Genomic DNA, 21,574 nt, shown 5'->3' with positions numbered 1-21,574 from the left:
AAATTTTAAATAGCAAAAGAAATAGACCAAAATAAAGACCAGTGATCTGGTTTTAGTGATTTTGGGTAAAATAACGGTTTATTAACTAATAATTGTGAAGAGAATACAGAACGACAAAATGAAGCCCCTATAGCGCTTCCTAATAAAGATTGTTTTTTTATTTCATATTTACCTGAATGAGCAACGCCATAATCAAGTGCAAAAATAAAATTAATATCACCTAAAAAGTAATTTATCTGTGGTGTATTTATTTCATTACGCCAATAAAAACCTCTATTTGCATTCAGTTTTGTCTCTTTATATCCGCGGACTGCTTTTATTCCATCAATTGCTACTCTTTCTATACTATAAAGATTATCTTGCGTATATTGCCCATAAAATGACGTAATATAGAAAAATTTATTAAGAAATAAATGTTGATAGCTTAAATTTATGCTTAGTTTTCGATAATGACTACGAGGTGAATTTTCAGCAATATAATCAGATGATGCACCAAAAAAAGAAAGCCCCATTTCTACCATTGGATTAATCGTTAAATATCCTCGTTTAAGAGTTAAACTATATTGAGGACTAAATGATAAAGAGGTTAATGTGGGACTATTTATTCGTAGTTTTTGTTGTGCTAATTGTGTCCTTACTTTTTTATGTTTCAGCGAACTCTTTAATATTATTCGCTGCTTATTATCACGATAGACTAAACGACTAATATCAAATTGCTGATCGCTATTTTTGTTTTTATAACTATATTGAACATTATGACTGAGAAAAGGATAAGAGGATTGACTATGAGATAATTGATACTGATAAAACCAATAACCATAAGGAATATTCACACTTACAGAATAAGAGCGAGAATAGTGCGAACGAGATAAATCTGTATTTGTACTCAGTGAGAAACTCCATTGTTCGCCTAATCCAAATAACGAATCTATTGTTGTGGTATTGGCTAATAGCGTTTCACCTGTTGTTTTATTACCTGAATTATCAAAGTTTAATTGGTTTTTAAAAAACAATTTTTTATTGTTTTGAACAATAAAAATAGAAGAATACCCCACACTATCGCTAGGTTGAATATCCAATGTATATTGTGTTGTTGTTAATCGATTAAGCTGCTCAAGCCCATGCTCTAAATCACGTAAATTAAGTCTTTTTTCTTTATATGATGGAAAGATAATATTAACTAATCGAGATGGAGCATCATCAATAAAGATATCTTTTATCTTCCCCTCTATCACTTTAATTGTAAGTTTACTATTAGAGAGATCTTGATGAGAAATAAATGCCTGTGAAGTGATATAACCTTTCTCAATATATTCATTTGTTATAATATTAACGATACTCTGTATATCATTTAATGTTAAACATTGATATAGATATTTTAATATTAGTTTATTCTGCTTTTTATCACTTAATAACTCAGCGTTTTCTATTTTTATTTCATTAATTAGAAAACAATTGTTTTTATTGACCCAATTATTATTAATATTAGGAAAACTCATTTTACTTACTAATATTAGCAATAGAAATAATAATACTTTAATCTTTTTATTTTTAAATTTATGCATATAAAAATCATCCTTGAGTTATTTTTTATATAATTGCATAAACTTTCTGACTAAATAATCATCATTTTTTAAAAGACACTTAAGCTTTTTTCACCTAAGAATAATTCAACAAATATTGACAATTTTTAGTTAACTCGATATTGGTAAGTACTCTACTTGCTCTAAAAGCGACGGATAATAATAATGAAATACTTGCAACTCAAAAAAACACAATTTCGATTAAGCTATACACTCTGTTTGCAAATTAATGATTTAACAATTAATGAAGGTGATAGTTGGGCATTTGTAGGCAGTAATGGAAGTGGCAAAACCGCTTTAGCAAATGCGTTATGCCAAGAAGGTATTTTGCTCTCTGGTGAGTTTATCAATACATTTTCTCGTCCAATTAGTCTCTCTTTTGAAAAACTACAAAAAATGATTGAAGAAGAGTGGCGCCGTAATAACACGGATTTATTAAGTGAAGGTGAAGACGACACAGGTTTAACGGTTGCTCAAGTTATTCAAATGCAGATAAAAGATGCCGACAGATGCTTTTTATTCGCTAAGCAATTTGGTGTTGAATATCTTTTATCAAGACGCTTTAAATATCTTTCTACTGGTGAATCTCGCAAAATACTGCTTATTCAACTTTTAATGAATAAACCTGATCTAATCATTTTAGATGAACCTTTTGATGGCTTAGATGTGGATTCTCGCCGCGCTTTAAATGAATTACTCACACTATTACATCAACAAAATCTGACTATCATTCTGATCCTAAATCGTTTTAATGATATTCCTGATTTTATTCAACATGCAGGTTTATTGATTAATTGTGAATTAGTAGCCAACGGTAAGAAAGAACAGGTTTTATCTGACTCTGTAATAGGGCAATTATCTCACAGTGAAACCCTTAAAAATCTTACATTGCCTGAACAAGATCCATCTGATGCCATTCCTCAATTACCACCGACGCTTTCCCCTATCGTGCTGAAAGAAGGTGTCGTGAGTTATAACGACAAACCTGTGCTTCACCATTTAAGCTGGGAGGTAAAACCTCAACAGCATTGGCAAATTTTAGGCCCTAATGGCGCAGGAAAATCGACATTATTAAGCTTAATTACTGGCGATCATCCTCAAGGCTACAGTAATGACTTAACCTTATTTGGCCGTAAAAGAGGAAGTGGCGAAACGATATGGGAAATTAAACGCCATATTGGTTATGTCAGTAATGACTTACACCAGAGCTATCGTGTCTCTTCAAGTGTAAAAAATGTCATTATTTCAGGTTTTCATGACTCTATTGGCATTTATCAAGCAATTACTGATAAACAGCTTAAACTCGCTGATGAATGGTTAGCATTAATTGGTTTAACCGCATATGCTAATCATCCATTCCATGCCTTATCTTGGGGTCAACAACGCTTAGTGTTAATTGTAAGAGCGTTAGTTAAGCATCCTACCTTGCTTATTCTTGATGAACCATTGCAAGGATTAGACACAACAAATCGACTCTTAGTGCAGCGTTTTATTGACATCATGATAAGCCACAGTAATACGCAGCTTTTGTTTGTGAGTCACCATCAAGAGGATGCACCATTATGTATTACTCATCGATTGACTTTTATTAAAGACGGCGAAATTTATCGCTATCAGCAAGAAATTTGTTAAATATGAATTTTTACTGTCATAATCAGGGTAATGATTTTAGAAATTAACGCTAAACTTAGTATCTTAATTTTTATTTAAATCGACATTTTTTTGCTTATTATTTAAACAATGATAAATAGAAAATGTGTCGTTTTTACAGACGCTCTTTTCGTCTATTTTTTATGCAAAACGGATATTTTGTTTTTTTACGCCGATCCCGCTAGATTAATAGCTTGAACGATTAAGCAAAAGGTGTGACAACTGTGCAATAATTCATCGAACAAACGACATTTTTGACTTAATCCCTCTTGTTTTGTCACTTATGTTTGGCGTTCTTGTCGATGATCCATATAATGATTGAAGTGCTAATTTTAAACTTATATTAAGAAAGTAATTATAGGAGTCTAAACTATGGCAGTAACTAAGCTTGTGCTAGTTCGACACGGTGAAAGTGTATGGAACAAAGAAAACCGTTTTACAGGCTGGACTGATGTTGAGCTGTCCGAAAAAGGCCGTAATGAAGCGCAAGAAGCAGGTAAACTGCTGAAAGCGGAAGGTTTTGCTTTTGACTATGCATATACTTCTGTTCTGAAACGCGCAATTCACACCCTATGGAACATTCTTGATCAAGTTGATCAACAATGGCTGCCAGTTGAAAAAAGCTGGAAATTAAACGAACGTCATTACGGCGCTCTGCAAGGCTTAAACAAAGCTGAAACCGCTGAAAAATACGGTGATGAGCAAGTTAAACAATGGCGTCGTGGTTTTGCTATCACTCCACCAGAATTAACTAAAGACGATGAACGTTTCCCAGGTAAAGATCCTCGTTATGCATCTTTAACTGCAGCAGAACTGCCATTAACAGAAAGCCTGGCATTAACTATCGACCGTGTAACACCATACTGGGAAGAAGTTATCAAGCCTCGTGTTGCTTCTGGTGAGAAAGTTATCATCGCCGCTCACGGTAACTCACTGCGTGCTCTGGTTAAATACCTAGACAACATGAGCGAAGATGAAATTCTTGAGCTGAATATCCCAACAGCAGTACCTTTAGTTTACGAATTTGATGAAAATATGAAACCAATCAAACGTTACTACTTAGGTAATGCTGACGAAATCGCAGCAAAAGCAGCCGCTGTTGCTAACCAAGGTAAAGCAAAATAATTTTGTTTTTATTTTGAGTTACATAAAAAAATGCCACTTCAAAGTGGCATTTTTTATACTCTAAATTTAATTATTACGCTTTATTACGACGAGCGACAACTGCATCTGCTAATTGGCGTAACAGCGTTTCGGTATCATCCCAGCCAATACAAGCATCGGTGATACTTTTGCCGTAAACCAAAGGTTCACCGCTTTCTAATGACTGGCTGCCTTCCACTAAATGGCTTTCAATCATCACGCCGATTAATGCTTTTTCACCTGAGCTAATTTGTTGGCAAATATCAGCACCAACTTCCATTTGTTTCTCAAATTTCTTGCAACTATTGGCGTGACTGAAATCAACCATCACATTTTGTGGTAAACCCGCTTTTTTAAGCCCTTCTTTTACTGCAGCAACATGCTCAGCGCTGTAATTTGGCTCTTTACCACCTCGTAAAATAATATGGCAATCACCATTACCTGCTGTGCGCACAATGGCAGAGTGTCCCCATTTAGTCACTGAAAGAAAACAGTGTGGCGATCCCGCGGCATTGATTGCATCAATCGCCACTTTAATGGTGCCATCTGTGCCATTTTTAAAACCAACAGGACAAGATAGACCAGATGAAAGCTCACGGTGAACTTGTGATTCTGTCGTACGAGCGCCAATTGCCCCCCAACTCATTAAATCAGCAACGTATTGAGGCGTTATCATATCTAAGAACTCGCCAGCCGTTGGCAAGCCACTATCATTAATCGTTAATAAAAGATTACGAGCAATGCGTAAGCCTTCATTAATATCAAAAGTATGATCCATATGAGGATCGTTAATTAAGCCTTTCCAACCGACAGTAGTGCGTGGTTTTTCAAAATAAACACGCATTACAATTTCAAGTTTGTCTTTCAGCTCATCTCTAATAAGGCTTAAACGTTGTGCATACTCCAGCGCAGCTTTCGGATCATGAATAGAACAAGGTCCAATTACCACTAATAGACGATCATCTTTTCCTGCTAGGATTTGATGAATAGCTTCACGGGCATGACGAACTGTAAAAGCCGCATTATCAGTCGCAGGAAACTTTTCCAATAAAGCCACTGGCGGTAAGAGTTCATTGATTTGTGTTATTTTAAGGTCATCATTTTGATAATTCATTCCCGTGCATCCACTCTATGTTATCTAGTCAATGTTATTATTGCTTTTCCAATCTAACCATTCGTTTTCTATCTGTAAACACCCTTTCAACCTAAAGCATCTATAGTTACCTTTCTAAAAATTTCAATATAAAGGGAAATAGCGCATTTAAGAAAAATAATGATTCAAAATTGCGTTAAGAATAAGAATAAAAACAATGAATATTAAGGCTGGAGAGAAAGATAACTCTGCCAGCCTTTTTTATTAGGAGAGATAATTATTTCTGTTAGAGCGTTTTGCTGTTTTGATCCACAAACGAGAACCATTAATTGCGATAGCCAGTAAAATAATATATTCAACAGACATTGCATAAACACCTTGTTTGTAGAATATAACAATACTAATCACGTTAATAACTGACCAAATTAGCCAGTTTTCAACTAATTTCCGTGTCATTAAGATCATTGCGACAATAGAAAGAACCGTCATTGTAGAGTCCCAGAATGGGTAAGCATCAGGTTCAAGAACAGGCGTAGCTAGATTTGCACCAAAGACATTTAATATATCAACAGCAACAACGGCTAAATAGCCAAATACCGTATCAATATTGAAAGTAAGAGCGGCAATGGCAGCTATTGAAACAACGATTAAAAAGAGACGATGACTTGATTTTAACCAACGTATTCTCAATTCGGCCTGCTCAAAGTCATTCACTCTGCTCCATGCATACCATCCATAAATATTGGCGGCAAAGAAAAATATTTGAAGGAGTAAACTTGCGTATAGTTGTATTTGGAAAAAAATAATGGCAAACAAGGTGACATTAATAAGTCCAAATAAGTAATTGATAATTTTTTCCTGACTGGCAAGCCAAATACATAATAGGCCAGCGATAGTGCCAACTGCTTCAATCCATGAAAGTGGATATCCACCTTCTCCGAGTGGGATATTGACTAAAATATTATTGATACTAAACCAACTCATCACATCCATTTTACAACCCCGACTTAATCATAGAAAAAACAAAGAAAATATGGGTTATTGCGACATCTTTGCAAAGTAGTAAATATATATTATAAATTCATATTTATAATGGTACTTAGTTTTTAATATTAAACATTATGTTTCTGATTTAGAAAAATAACAAATAAATGTTTTATATACTAAACAAACTATTCTAATTCTACTTTTTAAACAATAAAAACGACAAATAACTTTATTACATTTTACTTATTAGAGAGAAATATGGAGCCAACAACACGTTTAATCGATCGCATTCTGTCTTTTGCTCTTCTCGATCCTAGAATTGAGTCCGTGATCTTAACGGGATCGTTAGGGCGCAATAGAAAGATAGACAGTTATTCTGATATTGATATAGAGCTAATCGGTTATGGTGCGACAGACCTCGCAAAAAACCAACATTGGTTATCACAATTCGGTGATGCTCTTGTCAGCTTACAGTTAGAGTGTGAAGATCCCAAAAGTAAGTTTTGGCCTATTTATTTACATGTCTTAGCTCAAGGTCGCAAAATGGACATTATGATGGCAGAGCCTGAGCGTATTTTTAACATGAAAACTGAAGGACTTAGCCCAGTTTACCAGCGTGGATATCAAATCTTACTCGATAAAACGGGTTTATGTGACGGACTTCCTGAAATTAGCACTATAACGCCCCCTGAGCTTTCAAAAGAACAGGCGTGTAATAATGCTCAAGAATTCTGGTTTGAAGCGACACAAGTCGCTGTAGCCATTCTACGCCGTGAATTTTGGTCTGCTAATTATCGTATAAATGACATGCGTGAATGGCTGATAGCGTTACTTGAACAAGTTGCGTTACACAATACGCCAACACAAGATGTATGGTATCAAGGAAAAAATCTGAAAGAATGGCTACCTAAGTTTTATTCATTACGTTCATTGGAAAGCACGCTTGCAATGAGTACCCCCTATGAATCAGCTGCAACACTTTCGATTATGATGGCATTTTTTCTTGATGCATCTCAACGCCTCAATCACCCTATTGATACAGCGGTAAAAACACAAGAACTGGTCAGTAATTGGTTAATCGATAATGAATTTTTGACTGAAAATGAATACACCCAAATCACGTCATCAATTATTTGCCATTACTGATTTGAATGTCATTTTAGATTAAGGCTAGGTCGTTTTTTCAATGAAGAGAAAACTATCTTCATTGCTTAATAAAGCGATGAACTGCACTATCAAAAAATAGAAAGGTAGCTAAGAGTTTGTTTACGGATTAGGGATTAGGAACTAACAGATATACAAGAAGGAATTTGAAATGGTGGGTCGTGGGCGATTCGAACGCCCGACCAATTGATTAAAAGTCAACTGCTCTACCGACTGAGCTAACGACCCATTTCAATAAAAACGGATGGTATTCGAAAATGGTGGGTCGTGGGCGATTCGAACGCCCGACCAATTGATTAAAAGTCAACTGCTCTACCGACTGAGCTAACGACCCATTTCAATAAAAACGGATGGTATTCGAAAATGGTGGGTCGTGGGCGATTCGAACGCCCGACCAATTGATTAAAAGTCAACTGCTCTACCGACTGAGCTAACGACCCATTTCAATAAAAACGGATGGTATTCGAAAATGGTGGGTCGTGGGCGATTCGAACGCCCGACCAATTGATTAAAAGTCAACTGCTCTACCGACTGAGCTAACGACCCTTTTTCGAACTCGCCACATTCTCTGTGGCAACGGCGGGTAATAATACTGATTTAATGTTTTTGTGCAACGTTTTTTTTCAAAAAAAAATCTAACCGTTGAAAAAACAATCATTTAACCCCGAAAATGCAACATTTTACATTACGGGGTCAATAATTAGAGTGTTCCTAGCTGCTTTTGCGCTAATTTAGCGCCAGCGCTATTTGGATATTGCTTAATCACTTGTTGGTAAACAGCTTTAGCATTATCCTTTTGCCCTTTCTCTTGCATGATCAAACCAATTTTATAAAAGGCTTCACTTGCTTTTTGAGATTTTGGATAGTTTTTAACAACAATAGCAAATGTGCTTGCAGCCTGATCCTTATTACCTTTTAGATAATACATCTGACCCAACCAAAATTGTGCATTTGATTGATAGCTAGACTTCGGATAGTTATTGATAAAGTTGTTTAATTCAACAATTGCCTTATCGTAATCTTTAGAATTCAATACGATATCAATTGCTGCATTATAATCGGCCTTCTCATCACCTTGCCCTGCATTAGTCGCCGCAGGAGGTGTTGAAGAAGCAGTATTATCAGGTTGAGTGGCTTCTGTTGATGTTGAAGCTCCGCCACCAAGGCTATCTAATTGTTGATAGATATTGCGTTGGCGTTCAACAACTTGATTTAACTGATATTGATTTTCCTGAATTTGACCACGTAACATATCAATATCACGCTGAGAATCAGCGAGTTGTTGCTGTAATTGAGTCAAAAGCTGGCTGTGAGCATTTGAAAAACGCTCAAGTTGGGCGAGTCGTTCATCGGTCGAACCTGAACCGATATTACTGATTGGCGCTTGGGCAATAGCGGCTACTGGAGCCGCTACGCCAACCAGTAACAACAGACTCATCAAGAAAGGTCTGAAGTTACTGTTGTTCATGCCGTTCTCTTAGTAATCCAGTACTGCACGACGGTTTTTCGCGTAAGCGGCTTCGTCATGACCCAGTACAGCTGGTTTTTCTTTACCGTAAGAAACGATTGACAGTTGATCAGCTGATACGCCTTTACCTTGCAGGTACATTTTCACAGCGTTAGCACGACGTTCGCCCAGAGCGATGTTGTATTCTGGAGTACCGCGTTCGTCAGCATGACCTTCTACAGTGATACGTACTGATGGATTTGCACGCAGGAATGCAGCGTGTGCATCTAACAGGTTAGCGTAGTCTGAGCTAATGTCATATTTGTCAAAACCGAAGTAAACGATGTTTTGTTGTTTCAGTTGTTCTAATTGCTGACGTGCTAATTCTTCAGCAGTAGGACCTTGTTCAACAACTGGTACATTGTTTGTATCAGTTTGATCGTCGTTTTTGTTTGAGCTACATGCTGCAACAGCAACGAGTGGTAATGCTAACATCAACCCTTTAAACACTTTGTTTAATTGCATCTCTATTTGTTCCTTTATTTGTTTGCCATACATAATTTTTATGCATCACATAAACGGTGACCAGGCAGGTGATTTAACCTGACCGTCAGTCGCCGGAAGACGCGCTTTGAAACGTCCATCAGTCGATACTAGCTGCAAAATGGTGCCTAAGCCTTGTGTAGAGCTATAAATAACCATTGTGCCGTTAGGCGCGATGCTTGGCGTTTCATCCAGAAACGTATCTGTTAGATATTGTACGGAATTCGTTTCCAGATCCTGCTTAGCGATATGTTGCCTACCGCTTTCAGAACTCACCATAACTAAGAAACTACCATCTGGGCTTACTGCTGGGTTTTGGTTTTGTTTACCTTCCCAAGTAATACGCTCTGGCGTTCCACCGTTAATATTAACCTTGTAAATTTGTGGACGTCCACCTTGATCTGAAGTATAGACTAAGGTTTGTCCATCTGGCATCCAATTTGGCTCGGTATTATTACTTCTGCCATTGGTTACCTGTGTCATGTTCCCACTCGCTAAATCCATCACATACAGATTTAAGCTACCGCTCTTAGAAAGAGCAAATGCAAGTTTCGAGCCATCAGGTGAAAACGAAGGCGCACCATTATGTCTTGGGAATGATGCAATTTGGCGAATTTCACCTGTTGCTAATGTTTGTACCACTAAAGCAGATTGACCACTTTCAAAAGTCACATAGGCAAGTTTAGCACCATCTGGTGACCATGCTGGTGACATTAATGGCTGTGATGAACGATAAACACGATCTTGGTTAAATCCATCATAATCTGAAACGCGCAATTCATAAGGATATGCACCACCATTTGTCACAACAACATAAGCAATACGTGTACGGAATGCACCACGAATACCTGTCAGTTTTTCAAAAACTTCATCACTAGCCGTATGTGCAGAGTAACGTAACCACTTAGATGGAACTTTAAACTCACTTTGAGATAAAACCGCACCTGGTGAGCCAGCAACATCAACCAGCTGATAGCTCACTAAATATTGACCATCCGCTGATGGTTGCACGCGTCCCACGACAACAGAATCAATGCCTAATGCAGTCCAAAGTGCAGGTTGGACTTCAGAAGCAGTAACAGGTTGTTGAGGTATGCGAGATACATCAATCGGATTGAATTTTCCGCTATTGCGTAAATCAGCTGCAATGATACCAGCAACATCTTCTGGCATTTGACCTGTGCCTTCCCATTTAAAAGGAACAACACCGATAGGGCGTGCAGTATTCACCCCTTGTGTAATTTCAATTCGAACTTCAGCGTTAGCCAGAGTGGTTACGCATAAAATTAAAAGCCCGAAAATAACATTTAATGCCTGCTTCATCATGTCTCCCTTTTATTATTGCGGTTATTACGCAATAACGCACAGAATAGTAACAAACGCTTTTCAACAACACCATACAACGCATCAATAACATTCTAAAATAGCTATAAATTAGTGTATGTTTTCCTACTATCAGACAGTTTTATGGCTTAAACTCAATTGTCGGTGATTTTACTTTCTCGTAAATATCTTTTGGTGGCTTAGGCAATGTCGCCATTTTTGCCGCTTGTAATGCGACTTGGCATAAAGCCGGATCTCCACCTACCGCTTTCGCGCTTATCAACATACCGTCTGGTGCAATACTTATTTTAAGATCACACTTGCGACCTTTGTATAAATCAGAATCAAAAAACTTCTGCTCAATGGCAACTTTTACTTGTCCTGTATACCGATCAATACCCGCATCATTCGCACCAGTGCGATTTCCACCACCTTGACCTGCTGCTGAGGCTCCGCTTTGTTTACTACCGTCAGCGACTAAACCATCAAGTAAACTATCTACTGCTTTACTCTGCTGCTGAGCTGCCGCTTTTGCTTTGGCTTCAGCTGCTGCTTTAGCCTTTGCTTCTGCTGCAGCTTTTGCTTTGGCATCCGCTTCGGCTTTCGCTTTGGCATCCGCTTCAGCTTTCGCTTTGGCATCCGCTTCAGCTTTCGCTTTGGCATCCGCTTCAGCTTTCGCTTCTGCTGCCTTTTGTTTCGCCGCTAATTCTGCTTGTTTCTTCGCTTCAGCTTCAGCTTGAGCTTTCGCATCTGCTTGTTCTTTTAAAATGCGATCACGCTCTGCTTTCGCTTGTGCAGCCGCTTCTTCTGCAACTTTTTGTTCTTCTTTTGCTTTAGCAGCAGCTAATGCAGCTTCACGTTTTTGAGCTTCTGCCGCCTCTTTCGCTTGTAAACGTTCAACTTCTAACGTTTTCAAGCGTTCTTGTTCTTTTATTTGTTGCTGACGCAACTCTTCTTCTTGTTGCTCTGCACGCTCTTTTCGCTCTTGCTCGGCTTTTTGGACGTTAGCTTGTTGCGCTTTTTGCTGGTTATACTGTTGTACCACCGCATTAGGATCAACCATAATAGCATCAATAACTTGTCCATCAGATCCACCACCGCCACCTAGATCCCATTTCTGAGTTAACGAACCCCAGATAAGCAAGGCGATAACGAGTAAATGCAAGGCGGTAGACAAGATAACTGAACCGCTCAATTTACTTCGAATTGGCTTCGTTTTCTTTCCCACGCTATTATCCAAACTTATTTCAACCTAATTACATAGGCTGAGTCATTAAACCTACAGATTTAACACCTGCTTGACGTAACATGTTGAGCGCTTTAATTATCTCATCATAAGGAACATCTTTAGCACCGCCAATAAGAAACACAACTTTCGGATTTTTTTCCAGTTGTCGTTTAGCTTCAGCCATAATCTGTTCTTGTGGTAATAATTCTAATACTTCCTGATCAACACGAATATTGTATTGCCCAACACCTGCAACTTCGACAATCACAGGAGGGTTATCACTACTTGAAACAGTTTGTGTCTCTGTTGCTTCAGGAAGATCAACCTCAACACTTTGCGAGATAATAGGTGCCGTTGCCATAAAAATAAGTAACAGCACCAATAATACGTCGAGCAAAGGAACAATGTTAATCTCTGATTTTACGCCTCGGCGGCTACTGCGACCCCGTGCCATCAGCTCTCTCCTTCTGCGTTAACTATTTCTTTTCTGCGGAGGCAAAAGCTTGGCGATGTAAAATCGTCAGGAACTCTTCCATAAAGTTATCGTAACTTTGTTCCAGTTTATTTACACGCTGCGTAAACCGGTTATAAGCCATAACTGCGGGAATTGCCGCAAATAAACCGATAGCTGTTGCAATCAGAGCTTCAGCAATGCCGGGTGCGACCATTTGTAATGTTGCTTGTTTTACACTACCTAATGCAATAAATGCGTGCATAATCCCCCAGACTGTACCGAACAGACCAATATATGGGCTGATAGAACCGACAGTACCAAGGAAAGGAATATGATTTTCTAAAGATTCTAATTCACGATTGAAAGAGACGCGCATAGCCCTTGATGCACCATTAACAACCGCATCAGGAGCATGAACGCTTGCTTGATGCAAACGGGCAAATTCTTTAAAGCCAGAATGAAAAATTTGCTCTGAGCCAGATAATTCATCACGACGAGCTTGGCTCTCTTTATATAAACGAGCCAAATCAGTACCTGACCAGAATTTATCCTCAAAATCTGCGGCTTCACGATCGGCAGCATTCAGAACTTTCGTTCGCTGAATAATAATCGCCCAAGATGCAATAGAAAATCCGATTAAAAGCAACATGATCAACTTGACTAAAAGCCCCGCTTTTAGGAAGAGATCGATAACATTCATGTCAGCCACTACTTAAACTCCGCGATAATGGACTTAGGAAGCGCTACTGGCTTCATTTTTGATGAATCTACGCAGACAACGAGCACTTCTGCGCTACACAATACACAACCATCTTCATTAATAATCTTTTGAGAAAATGTCATCGAAGCACCACGCAATGTGGTAATTTCACTTTCTACTTGCAAAAGATTATCAAGTCGAGCTGGCGCAATATATTCTATTGATAATTTACGTACAACAAATACAACATGATCATACTCCCGTAAATCATGCTGATGAAAACCTTTTTCTCTGAGTAGTTCAGTTCTAGCGCGTTCAAAATATTTCAGATAACTAGCATGATAAACAACACCACCAGCATCAGTATCTTCATAATAAACACGAACAGACCAAAGAAACTGCATATTACCTTCCTTACATTTCCCGAGTTAAGTCCATAAATAATGTAGCTATAGGTTACCTAACTATACTTAAGAGGTCGCTCTAAGGGAATCGTAGTAACGTAAAGAATAGAAAACACAGTTTTCAGGCGCCAATCATAAACTCTTCTTTGCAACACGCAATATGCTTTGTGCTCTGAATAGAAAAAATATTTTCATTAAGACAGCATAAAAATGCTTGCTAATTAGAAATTCATAGATTGTCTAGTTTAGTAATATTATTTTTAATGACAGAAAAAAACCAGTTAAAAAACTAGTTTTTCATATAAATCAACTAATTATTTGAGATTGGAGTTTCATGAAGATAGTACCATTGCCAACACTCATCATGAGAATTGCGTCTCAATAACACCACAGATTCACGCATAAGAATTTTCTTATTTTCACTATGAGTTTCTTGATATCTGACAAGTGCCAAACAATCTGACTGGTAAATTATTTTATAATCGACCGTTTTTATTTTCAGACCACTTCTTTTTCCTGCATTTTGTCTGAACATCGCGATAACGTCATCATAACCCACTGCATTTCCACTAATCCCGACCATTGAAAACTCGTGAGATAAAAGATTTTTTTTCTATTTTTGTAATAGCATCAACTGATAGTGGATATTGCGTAAAAACTGTTTCAATCTCGTCATGCAAAGATTTAATGCTTTCTATAATTAAATCAGTATTAAAATTCATCTTGTGTTTCCTGTGTAATACTTTTTTTCTTTAGTGTAAATAATAATGTGAGAGGTAATATGCCTATCAATGCACAAATTAAAAAAGTCATGGGATAAGCTGTTTGTGGTAAGCAGAAAAGAGAAAGAATATTAAATAACATAGCAACCATGGTTGCCCCGACACTAAAAACAACTTGCCTGTTAATATTCCAAATTCTGTTAATATTATTTTCCCTTATAGTAAATATATTCCAAGAAAAACGCGTTTATTTATTGATTACTTAAAAGAGAATATCCAGCTATAACGCTAGAAGCGAGAGAGAATTTAGAAGAGATATTTAGGAGATAAAATACCTTATTTCTTTCTCATACACTGAGCAGAAATAAGGTATTTTCTTAGAAGAAAAAGTAAATTAGCCCAACAACTAAAATAATAATTGCAGGGATTGGATGTAATAAACATTTTGCAACAACATGTTTAGGACGAAATGCTAGACCAAAAGTTGCACCAGCACACACAGACCAAATAAGAAGAATACCTTGCCAAATTGCAAGTGAACTAGTGTTCGCTGCAAATCGACTAGGATCCCACATGACACAAAATGCCATGACCAACGCCATGATTAAAACAAGAGCCCTAATAGGGCCCTTGTTTAGTAGTTGGTAGCTTTTATCCAACATTATTCTTCACTTTCTGAAGTTTTTTTCGCTTCAGCGTGCTCGAAAGCCAGTCCTGCGATCACCGCAATACTACAAGCGAAGAGTGTGCCGAGGATCCATGCAAAATACCACATTCTCTATGCTCCTTAGTAAAGAGTATGATTATTGCCTTCGATAAATTTCTTATCGAGGCGACCATGCATTTTCCAGTAACACCAGATGGTGTAAAGGAGAACGATAGGTACAAAGATAATCGCAACAACTGTCATTACCTGAAGAGTAAACAGGCTAGAAGTTGCATCCCACATTGTTAAGCTCACATCTGGGAAAGTGCTTGAAGGCATCACAAATGGGAACATAGTCACACCGCAAGTCAGGATAACACCAGCAATTGTTAGTGACGTGAACAGGAATGCCCAACCACCTTTGTTTGCTTTAGTTGCAACAATCGCCAGTAATGGAGATAACAGACCTAAGGCCGGCAGTGCCCATAATACTGGATAGTTGTTGTAATTAGTCATCCAAGCACCCGCTTCATGAGAAACAGTTTTCAGCAGTGGAGATGATGGACCTGCTGTATCAATAGCGCTTGTAATAATAAAGCCATCGATACCATAGATTAACCATACACCTGCTAATGCGAATGCAATAAACGTAATTAATGAGGTAATATACGTTGTTTTACGAGTACGCTCATGTAATTCACCAGTAGTACGCATTTGAAGATAACTTGCACCGTGTGCAACAATCATCATTAAGCTAACCACACCCGCTAATAAACCATATGGGTTTAACAAACTTAACAGGTTAATCAGTGCATTAGTTGTACCGTTATAAGATACACGTTGCATACTATCGACTTCTAATGGAACACCTTGTAACAGGTTACCAAAAGCAACACCGATAACTAATGGTGGAACGAAGCTACCAATAAAGATACCCCAATCCCACATGCCACGCCATTTTGGTGACTCTAGTTTAGAACGGTAATCAAAACCTACTGGACGGAAGAATAATGCCGCCAATACGAAGATCATACCGAAATAGAAACCAGAGAATGCCGCAGCATAAACCATTGGCCATGCAGCGAATAATGCACCACCCGCTGTGATTAACCAAACTTGGTTACCATCCCAGTGAGGTGCAACAGAGTTAATCAAAATACGGCGTTCGGTGTCATCTTTAGCGATAACGCGTAGTAACACACCAACACCCATATCAAAACCATCAGTGACTGCAAAGCCAATCAGTAAGATACCAATCAGTAGCCACCAAACAAACCGCAATACTTCATAATCAAACATAGTGGACTCCTGTGTTACTTACTTTGAGAAGAAGCTGTCTTCTGTTCAAAGTGATAGCGACCCGTCTTCAGGCTACTCGGCCCAAGGCGACCAAATTTGAACATCAGGAACATTTCAGCAACTAGGAACAGTGTGTACAGACCACAGATAAGACCCATAGATACGAGGATATCAGCCTGTGTCAGTGAAGAAGTTGCTACAGCCGTAGGCAGGATTTCACCAATCGCCCATGGTTGACGTCCATATTCTGCAACAAACCAACCTGCTTCAACTGCAATCCATGGTAATGGAATAGCGAATAGCGCAGCACGCAGTAACCATTTGTAGTTACCAATACGGTTAGACAGAACGGTCCAGAAGGAAATCGCAACAACCAGTAACATCAGGAAGCCTGCGGCAACCATGATACGGAATGACCAGAACAGTGGTGCGACTTTAGGAATAGAGTCTTTTACAGCAGATTTAATTTGCGCTTCCGTTGCATCGGAGACATTATCTGTATAACGCTTAAGCAATAAGCCATAGCCTAAATCTTTTTTAGCGTCATTAAATGCAGCGCGTACCGTTGGATCGGTATTACCTGAACGTAGTTCGTTTAATAATTCGTAAGCTTTCATACCATTACGAATACGAACTTCGTGTTGACTCATCAAATCATGCAGACCTAATACTGGTGTATCGAAAGAACGCGTTGCAATAATACCCATGACATAAGGAATTTGTAATGCAAACGAGTTTTCCATTTTTTCTTGATTAGGGAATGCAATCAGATTAAATGCAGCTGGAGCTGCTTCTGTATGCCATTCACCTTCAATTGCAGCCAGTTTGGTTTTCTGTACGTCACCCATTTCGTAACCAGATTCATCACCCAGTACGATAACAGATAACACAGCCGCGATACCAAAAGTAGCAGCAACTGCGAAAGAACGTTTTGCAAAACCGATATCACGACCTTTGAGCAGGTAGTAAGAGCTGATACCCAGAACAAAGAATGCACCAGTACAGTAACCAGCAGCAACGGTGTGAACAAATTTAACTTGAGCGACAGGGTTTAAAACCAGATCAGCAAAACTCAACATTTCCATTCGCATGGTTTCAAAGTTGAAGTCTGCAGCGACAGGGTTTTGCATCCAACCATTCGCAACAAGGATCCACAGAGCAGAGAAGTTAGAACCGAAAGCAACTAACCAAGTTACCATCAAGTGCTGCTTCTTGCCTAAGCGATCCCAGCCAAAGAAGAACAATCCGACGAAAGTTGATTCTAAGAAGAACGCCATCAAACCTTCGATTGCTAAAGGCGCACCGAAGATATCACCGACGTAATGAGAGAAATATGACCAGTTAGTACCAAATTGGAACTCCATGGTCAATCCAGTTGCGACACCCAGAGCAAAGTTAATACCAAATAACTTACCCCAGAACTTTGTCATATCTTTGTAAACTTGTTTACCCGACAGAACATATATCGTTTCCATGATTGCCAACATAAACGCCATACCCAGCGTTAATGGGACAAACAGGAAGTGATACATTGCTGTTAAGGCAAACTGTAACCGTGACAGTTCGACAATATCAAACATCTTGACTCCTTGCTCCTAGCAGGAAGACACCGACTTGCGGCAACCCGACTTTAATTAAATTATAAAGCCTCATAACTACCAGCAATAAATGCCTCTAAAAACAACAACGAATATTAAAGACCAAAAACACAATACCTTACAAATAGTACGCTTATATTTACATATAATAAATATATTTTGCGTGACCCAGATTTGAATTCTGAGCTTAGGTCAACAATACGACTTTTAGGTTTGTAATAGCATATTTGATCGTGTGCCAATTTAAGCATATTCAGAAATTTTTTCCACAATTAATAACTTGACCCACATCAAAAAAACACTTTAATGTTAACTAGTTGCGAATAAATTACCCAATGGTTACCATTGTGTTAATGCAATGTTGTTTTTATTCTTAAGTATAATTTACCTCCTTACATTTTCCATAATAAAATTAACTTTTTATTTTCATAAAAGACTTAAAAATAAACACTTTTAATTGTGTTTTATTAATTTTAATATCAATTTCATTTTTTTTCAGGTAAATAATAAATATTTTAATAAAAATAATCTATTAATTAATAAGTTGAAATGTACAAAACTGTAAATATAAAAAACATGCTCAATTATTTTATCTAATAAAGATATATAAAACGTCCAATATTGATTGTCGATTCCTAATTTTATTTCTTTTTTAGTTTCTTTTTAATTCTAGATAAACGAAATGAAATACATCTGTATTTAAAAGATAAAGCGTACAATCATTATTAATAGTAAAAATAAATAACCATAAAAATCAATAATATAAGTAATTATGATCAGCCATTTATTGAACAACTTGAGAAAAAACAAAAAAAACTTTTATTATATTTTCTTATTTAAACTAAGCGCTTTTCCAGATACTCACCAACTTCTTATTATCAATTCTTATAACGATAAGGAGATCATAATTCGCCGTTAATCGTCATTTTGGTGTTTTATCATAATAAAAAGATATTTTTCCTATCAAAAAGCTTATCTCTCCTTCTTCCATAGGCATTTATTAACATGTTTTAAAGTCTATCTTCTTAGTAAAAATCCGTGTTACAACGTGATCCTAGTACAGATTTAAAGCTAATTATTACGATATTTATAGAAGTACCTATGTTGAGAACAGCATAAAATAAGTGTTCATCTTTTCTTGTTAACTCTCTTTTTTACTAAAAACATGTATTTAAAATATTATTTTTAACAATTCAGGGTATCTATTCATAACTTATATCATTACTTTTGGGCGCCACAAGAAAGTTAATAAGTAGAGAAACGATGTTTTGTATACAGATCAATTTTCAAAAAAGACAATATAAAACAGTTTATTAGAATAAATTCAGATGGGATATTGATGCGTTAATTACAATATTAGCTATTGATATAGCCTTTTAAATGAAACTAGAAATAAAAAACGCCAGCTCCTTTTTTAGAAACTGGCATTCGAGATAGTATCAATCTAAAATTATTAACAGAATTGTTACTTATTTGATCAGTGATTTAATCGCTTCACCGATATCAGCTAAGCTACGGACTGTTTTAACGCCAGCAGCTTCAAGGGCAGCAAATTTCTCATCCGCGGTACCTTTACCACCAGCAATAATTGCACCCGCATGTCCCATACGTTTGCCTTTAGGTGCTGTTACACCAGCAATATAGCCGACAACCGGCTTAGTTACGTGCTCTTTGATATAAGCAGCGGCTTCTTCTTCCGCTGTACCACCGATTTCACCGATCATCACAATCGCTTCTGTTTGTGGATCTTCTTGGAATAGCTTCAGAATATCAATAAAGTTAGAACCCGGAATTGGGTCACCACCAATACCAACACAAGTTGATTGGCCTAAGCCAACATCAGTTGTTTGCTTAACAGCTTCATAAGTTAAGGTACCGGAACGAGATACAATACCGACTTTACCTGGTAAGTGAATGTGACCAGGCATAATACCAATCTTACATTCACCTGGCGTGATAACACCTGGGCAGTTAGGACCTATCATACGCACGCCAGTTTCATCTAATTTAACTTTAACAGTCAGCATATCCAGCGTAGGAATACCTTCAGTAATAGTAATAATTAGTTTGATACCTGCATCAATCGCTTCTAGGATTGAATCTTTACAAAATGGTGCAGGTACATAGATAACTGTCGCCGTTGCACCAGTTGCTTCAACGGCTTCACGTACTGTATTGAATACAGGTAAGCCTAAGTGCGTAGTACCACCTTTACCTGGTGTAACACCACCGACCATTTGCGTACCATAAGCAATAGCTTGCTCAGAATGGAATGTTCCTTGGCTACCAGTGAAGCCTTGGCAAATTACTTTGGTATTCTTATCGATTAAAATAGACATTATTTTGCCTCCGCTGCTGCAACAACTTGTTTCGCGGCATCAGTTAAGCTTTTAGCAGCGATAATATTTAATCCACTATCGGCTAATTTCTTGGTGCCTAACTCTGCATTGTTTCCTTCCAGACGTACAACCACAGGAACATTAACACCAACTTCTTCAACGGCGCCAATAATACCGTCTGCGATTAAGTCACAACGAACAATACCGCCGAAAATGTTGACTAATACAGCACTGACATTTTCATCTGACAAAATAATTTTAAATGCTTCAGTTACACGCTCTTTTGTTGCACCGCCGCCTACATCAAGGAAGTTTGCAGGCTCACCACCGTGAAGTTTAACGATATCCATCGTTCCCATCGCTAAACCAGCACCATTAACCATACAGCCAATGTTGCCATCTAATGCAACGTAGTTCAGTTCCCATTGTGCAGCTTGTGCTTCACGAGGATCTTCTTGTGAAGGATCATGCATTTCACGCATTTCTGGTTGACGATACAACGCGTTGCTATCTACGCCCAATTTGCCATCAAGACAAATCAGATCGTCTTCTTTAGTAATAACCAGTGGGTTAATTTCGATTAAAGCAAGATCGCGCTCTAAGAAAATAGAGGCTAATCCCATAAAGATTTTAGCAAATTGACTAACTTGCTTACCTTTTAAACCCAGTTTAAATGCTAATTCTCTTCCCTGATAAGGCATTGGACCTGTCAGTGGATCAATAATCGCGCGATGAATAAGTTCTGGCGTTTCTTCTGCCACTTTCTCAATTTCAACGCCGCCTTCTGTTGAAGCCATAAAGACAACGCGACGGGTACCACGGTCAACAACCGCACCAAGATAAAGCTCTTTAGCGATATCGGTTGCTGCTTCAACCAAAATCTGTGTAACAGGCTGACCATTAGCGTCTGTTTGATAAGTGACTAAACGTTTGCCTAACCATTGTTCAGCAAATGCGCGGATCTCTTCTTTCGATTTAACGACTTTTACGCCGCCAGCTTTACCACGTCCACCCGCGTGAACCTGACATTTCACGACCCAAGGGCCCTGACCGATTTTTGATGCAGCTTCTTCTGCCTCGCGCGGTGTGGAGCAGGCGAAACCAGCAGGTGCTGGTAATCCATACCGTGTGAAAAGCTGTTTTGCCTGATACTCGTGTAAATTCATGATGTTCTATCCATAATCTTGTTGAAAGTCGGGCTTTCTTATTTTTTTGACTATAAGCCAGAGAAATCTGGCTTCACGAACACAC

General features: G+C 37.9%; 20 protein-coding genes and 4 tRNA genes. 3 read left to right on the top strand and 21 right to left on the bottom strand.

Going from position 1 to position 21,574, the window contains the following annotated elements; genetic code table 11:
* Window positions 1-5 precede the first annotated feature (5 nt).
* Entirely contained in the window at window positions 6-1,565 is a 1,560-nt protein-coding gene (locus B6258_RS15040; RefSeq protein ID WP_099075934.1) for a ShlB/FhaC/HecB family hemolysin secretion/activation protein, read from the bottom strand.
* Between the two features lie 183 nt (window positions 1,566-1,748).
* On the opposite strand from B6258_RS15040, the gene modF reads away from it, so the two are divergent.
* Complete coding sequence (gene modF, locus B6258_RS15035; protein WP_099075933.1) at window positions 1,749-3,215, top strand: molybdate ABC transporter ATP-binding protein ModF; 1,467 nt, start codon at window positions 1,749-1,751, stop codon at window positions 3,213-3,215.
* 390 nt (window positions 3,216-3,605) lie between these two features.
* A complete protein-coding gene (gene gpmA, locus B6258_RS15030) occupies window positions 3,606-4,358 on the top strand; it encodes a 2,3-diphosphoglycerate-dependent phosphoglycerate mutase (protein ID WP_099075932.1) in 753 nt (250 codons plus the stop codon).
* Between the two features lie 73 nt (window positions 4,359-4,431).
* On the opposite strand, the gene aroG is transcribed toward gpmA, so the two are convergent.
* A complete protein-coding gene (gene aroG, locus B6258_RS15025; RefSeq protein WP_099075931.1) occupies window positions 4,432-5,490 on the bottom strand; it encodes a 3-deoxy-7-phosphoheptulonate synthase AroG in 1,059 nt (352 codons plus the stop codon).
* 243 nt (window positions 5,491-5,733) lie between these two features.
* Window positions 5,734-6,462 carry a nicotinamide riboside transporter PnuC gene (pnuC, locus tag B6258_RS15020; RefSeq protein WP_099075930.1) on the bottom strand — a complete coding sequence of 243 codons (729 nt, stop codon included), beginning with the start codon at window positions 6,460-6,462 and terminating at the stop codon, window positions 5,734-5,736.
* A gap of 252 nt (window positions 6,463-6,714) precedes the next feature.
* On the opposite strand from pnuC, the gene B6258_RS15015 reads away from it, so the two are divergent.
* Complete coding sequence (locus tag B6258_RS15015; protein WP_099075929.1) at window positions 6,715-7,602, top strand: aminoglycoside 6-adenylyltransferase; 888 nt, start codon at window positions 6,715-6,717, stop codon at window positions 7,600-7,602.
* Window positions 7,603-7,772: 170 nt separating this feature from the next.
* On the opposite strand, the gene B6258_RS15010 is transcribed toward B6258_RS15015, so the two are convergent.
* From B6258_RS15010 to sucC, 18 genes are all read right to left on the bottom strand, one after another.
* Window positions 7,773-7,848 (bottom strand) — tRNA-Lys (locus B6258_RS15010).
* A 30-nt stretch (window positions 7,849-7,878) separates the two neighbouring features.
* Window positions 7,879-7,954: transfer RNA gene (locus B6258_RS15005), tRNA-Lys, on the bottom strand.
* 30 nt (window positions 7,955-7,984) lie between these two features.
* A tRNA-Lys gene (locus tag B6258_RS15000) sits at window positions 7,985-8,060 on the bottom strand.
* Window positions 8,061-8,090: 30 nt separating this feature from the next.
* A tRNA-Lys gene (locus B6258_RS14995) sits at window positions 8,091-8,166 on the bottom strand.
* 154 nt (window positions 8,167-8,320) lie between these two features.
* Window positions 8,321-9,088 (bottom strand): cell division protein CpoB, encoded by a 768-nt coding sequence (cpoB, locus tag B6258_RS14990; protein ID WP_099075928.1) that lies wholly within the window; start codon window positions 9,086-9,088, stop codon window positions 8,321-8,323.
* Window positions 9,089-9,097: 9 nt separating this feature from the next.
* Window positions 9,098-9,592 (bottom strand): peptidoglycan-associated lipoprotein Pal, encoded by a 495-nt coding sequence (pal, locus tag B6258_RS14985; protein WP_036912100.1) that lies wholly within the window; start codon window positions 9,590-9,592, stop codon window positions 9,098-9,100.
* 45 nt (window positions 9,593-9,637) lie between these two features.
* Window positions 9,638-10,933: a Tol-Pal system beta propeller repeat protein TolB gene (tolB, locus tag B6258_RS14980; protein ID WP_099075927.1), complete on the bottom strand. Its 1,296-nt coding sequence runs from the start codon at window positions 10,931-10,933 to the stop codon at window positions 9,638-9,640.
* 142 nt (window positions 10,934-11,075) lie between these two features.
* Window positions 11,076-12,161, bottom strand: coding sequence for a cell envelope integrity protein TolA (tolA, locus tag B6258_RS14975; RefSeq protein ID WP_099075926.1), 1,086 nt, complete (start codon window positions 12,159-12,161; stop codon window positions 11,076-11,078).
* A 28-nt stretch (window positions 12,162-12,189) separates the two neighbouring features.
* Complete coding sequence (gene tolR, locus B6258_RS14970) at window positions 12,190-12,615, bottom strand: colicin uptake protein TolR (RefSeq protein WP_023581195.1); 426 nt, start codon at window positions 12,613-12,615, stop codon at window positions 12,190-12,192.
* Between the two features lie 22 nt (window positions 12,616-12,637).
* A complete protein-coding gene (tolQ, locus tag B6258_RS14965; protein ID WP_099075925.1) occupies window positions 12,638-13,324 on the bottom strand; it encodes a Tol-Pal system protein TolQ in 687 nt (228 codons plus the stop codon).
* Window positions 13,324-13,719 carry a tol-pal system-associated acyl-CoA thioesterase gene (ybgC, locus tag B6258_RS14960; protein ID WP_099075924.1) on the bottom strand — a complete coding sequence of 132 codons (396 nt, stop codon included), beginning with the start codon at window positions 13,717-13,719 and terminating at the stop codon, window positions 13,324-13,326. Before ybgC ends, tolQ begins: the two co-directional genes overlap by 1 nt.
* A 310-nt stretch (window positions 13,720-14,029) precedes the next feature.
* Complete coding sequence (locus tag B6258_RS14955) at window positions 14,030-14,302, bottom strand: hypothetical protein (protein ID WP_240531602.1); 273 nt, start codon at window positions 14,300-14,302, stop codon at window positions 14,030-14,032.
* Between the two features lie 516 nt (window positions 14,303-14,818).
* Window positions 14,819-15,103, bottom strand: coding sequence for a cyd operon protein YbgE (gene ybgE, locus B6258_RS14950; protein WP_099075923.1), 285 nt, complete (start codon window positions 15,101-15,103; stop codon window positions 14,819-14,821).
* On the bottom strand, window positions 15,103-15,216 hold the full coding sequence (cydX, locus tag B6258_RS14945) for a cytochrome bd-I oxidase subunit CydX (protein WP_099075922.1): 114 nt from the start codon (window positions 15,214-15,216) through the stop codon (window positions 15,103-15,105). The genes ybgE and cydX overlap by 1 nt, the downstream gene beginning before the upstream one ends.
* 12 nt (window positions 15,217-15,228) lie before the next feature.
* Window positions 15,229-16,386: a cytochrome d ubiquinol oxidase subunit II gene (gene cydB / locus B6258_RS14940; protein ID WP_099075921.1), complete on the bottom strand. Its 1,158-nt coding sequence runs from the start codon at window positions 16,384-16,386 to the stop codon at window positions 15,229-15,231.
* Window positions 16,387-16,400: 14 nt separating this feature from the next.
* Window positions 16,401-17,966: a cytochrome ubiquinol oxidase subunit I gene (gene cydA / locus B6258_RS14935; protein WP_099075920.1), complete on the bottom strand. Its 1,566-nt coding sequence runs from the start codon at window positions 17,964-17,966 to the stop codon at window positions 16,401-16,403.
* Window positions 17,967-19,453: 1,487 nt separating this feature from the next.
* Complete coding sequence (gene sucD, locus B6258_RS14930; protein ID WP_099075919.1) at window positions 19,454-20,323, bottom strand: succinate--CoA ligase subunit alpha; 870 nt, start codon at window positions 20,321-20,323, stop codon at window positions 19,454-19,456.
* Window positions 20,323-21,489, bottom strand: coding sequence for an ADP-forming succinate--CoA ligase subunit beta (sucC, locus tag B6258_RS14925; protein WP_075671649.1), 1,167 nt, complete (start codon window positions 21,487-21,489; stop codon window positions 20,323-20,325). Before sucC ends, sucD begins: the two co-directional genes overlap by 1 nt.
* Window positions 21,490-21,574: the final 85 nt, after the last annotated feature.

Origin of the sequence: Proteus alimentorum (assembly GCF_002607735.1) — a bacterium.
Lineage (GTDB): Bacteria > Pseudomonadota > Gammaproteobacteria > Enterobacterales > Enterobacteriaceae > Proteus > Proteus alimentorum.
Note: the sequence above shows the minus strand (reverse complement) of the source record. Positions and strands in the feature narration are given on the sequence as shown.

Excerpts from the sequence above, each read along its gene's own strand:
- B6258_RS15040 (WP_099075934.1), bottom strand. The coding sequence starts at position 1,565 with ATGCATAAATTTAAAAATAAAAAGATTAAAGTATTATTATTTCTATTG.
- modF (WP_099075933.1), top strand. The coding sequence starts at position 1,749 with ATGAAATACTTGCAACTCAAAAAAACACAATTTCGATTAAGCTATACA.
- gpmA (WP_099075932.1), top strand. The coding sequence starts at position 3,606 with ATGGCAGTAACTAAGCTTGTGCTAGTTCGACACGGTGAAAGTGTATGG.
- aroG (WP_099075931.1), bottom strand. The coding sequence starts at position 5,490 with ATGAATTATCAAAATGATGACCTTAAAATAACACAAATCAATGAACTC.
- pnuC (WP_099075930.1), bottom strand. The coding sequence starts at position 6,462 with ATGGATGTGATGAGTTGGTTTAGTATCAATAATATTTTAGTCAATATC.
- B6258_RS15015 (WP_099075929.1), top strand. The coding sequence starts at position 6,715 with ATGGAGCCAACAACACGTTTAATCGATCGCATTCTGTCTTTTGCTCTT.
- cpoB (WP_099075928.1), bottom strand. The coding sequence starts at position 9,088 with ATGAACAACAGTAACTTCAGACCTTTCTTGATGAGTCTGTTGTTACTG.
- pal (WP_036912100.1), bottom strand. The coding sequence starts at position 9,592 with ATGCAATTAAACAAAGTGTTTAAAGGGTTGATGTTAGCATTACCACTC.
- tolB (WP_099075927.1), bottom strand. The coding sequence starts at position 10,933 with ATGAAGCAGGCATTAAATGTTATTTTCGGGCTTTTAATTTTATGCGTA.
- tolR (WP_023581195.1), bottom strand. The coding sequence starts at position 12,615 with ATGGCACGGGGTCGCAGTAGCCGCCGAGGCGTAAAATCAGAGATTAAC.
- ybgC (WP_099075924.1), bottom strand. The coding sequence starts at position 13,719 with ATGCAGTTTCTTTGGTCTGTTCGTGTTTATTATGAAGATACTGATGCT.
- B6258_RS14955 (WP_240531602.1), bottom strand. The coding sequence starts at position 14,302 with ATGGTCGGGATTAGTGGAAATGCAGTGGGTTATGATGACGTTATCGCG.
- ybgE (WP_099075923.1), bottom strand. The coding sequence starts at position 15,103 with ATGTTGGATAAAAGCTACCAACTACTAAACAAGGGCCCTATTAGGGCT.
- cydX (WP_099075922.1), bottom strand. The coding sequence starts at position 15,216 with ATGTGGTATTTTGCATGGATCCTCGGCACACTCTTCGCTTGTAGTATT.
- cydB (WP_099075921.1), bottom strand. The coding sequence starts at position 16,386 with ATGTTTGATTATGAAGTATTGCGGTTTGTTTGGTGGCTACTGATTGGT.
- cydA (WP_099075920.1), bottom strand. The coding sequence starts at position 17,966 with ATGTTTGATATTGTCGAACTGTCACGGTTACAGTTTGCCTTAACAGCA.
- sucD (WP_099075919.1), bottom strand. The coding sequence starts at position 20,323 with ATGTCTATTTTAATCGATAAGAATACCAAAGTAATTTGCCAAGGCTTC.
- sucC (WP_075671649.1), bottom strand. The coding sequence starts at position 21,489 with ATGAATTTACACGAGTATCAGGCAAAACAGCTTTTCACACGGTATGGA.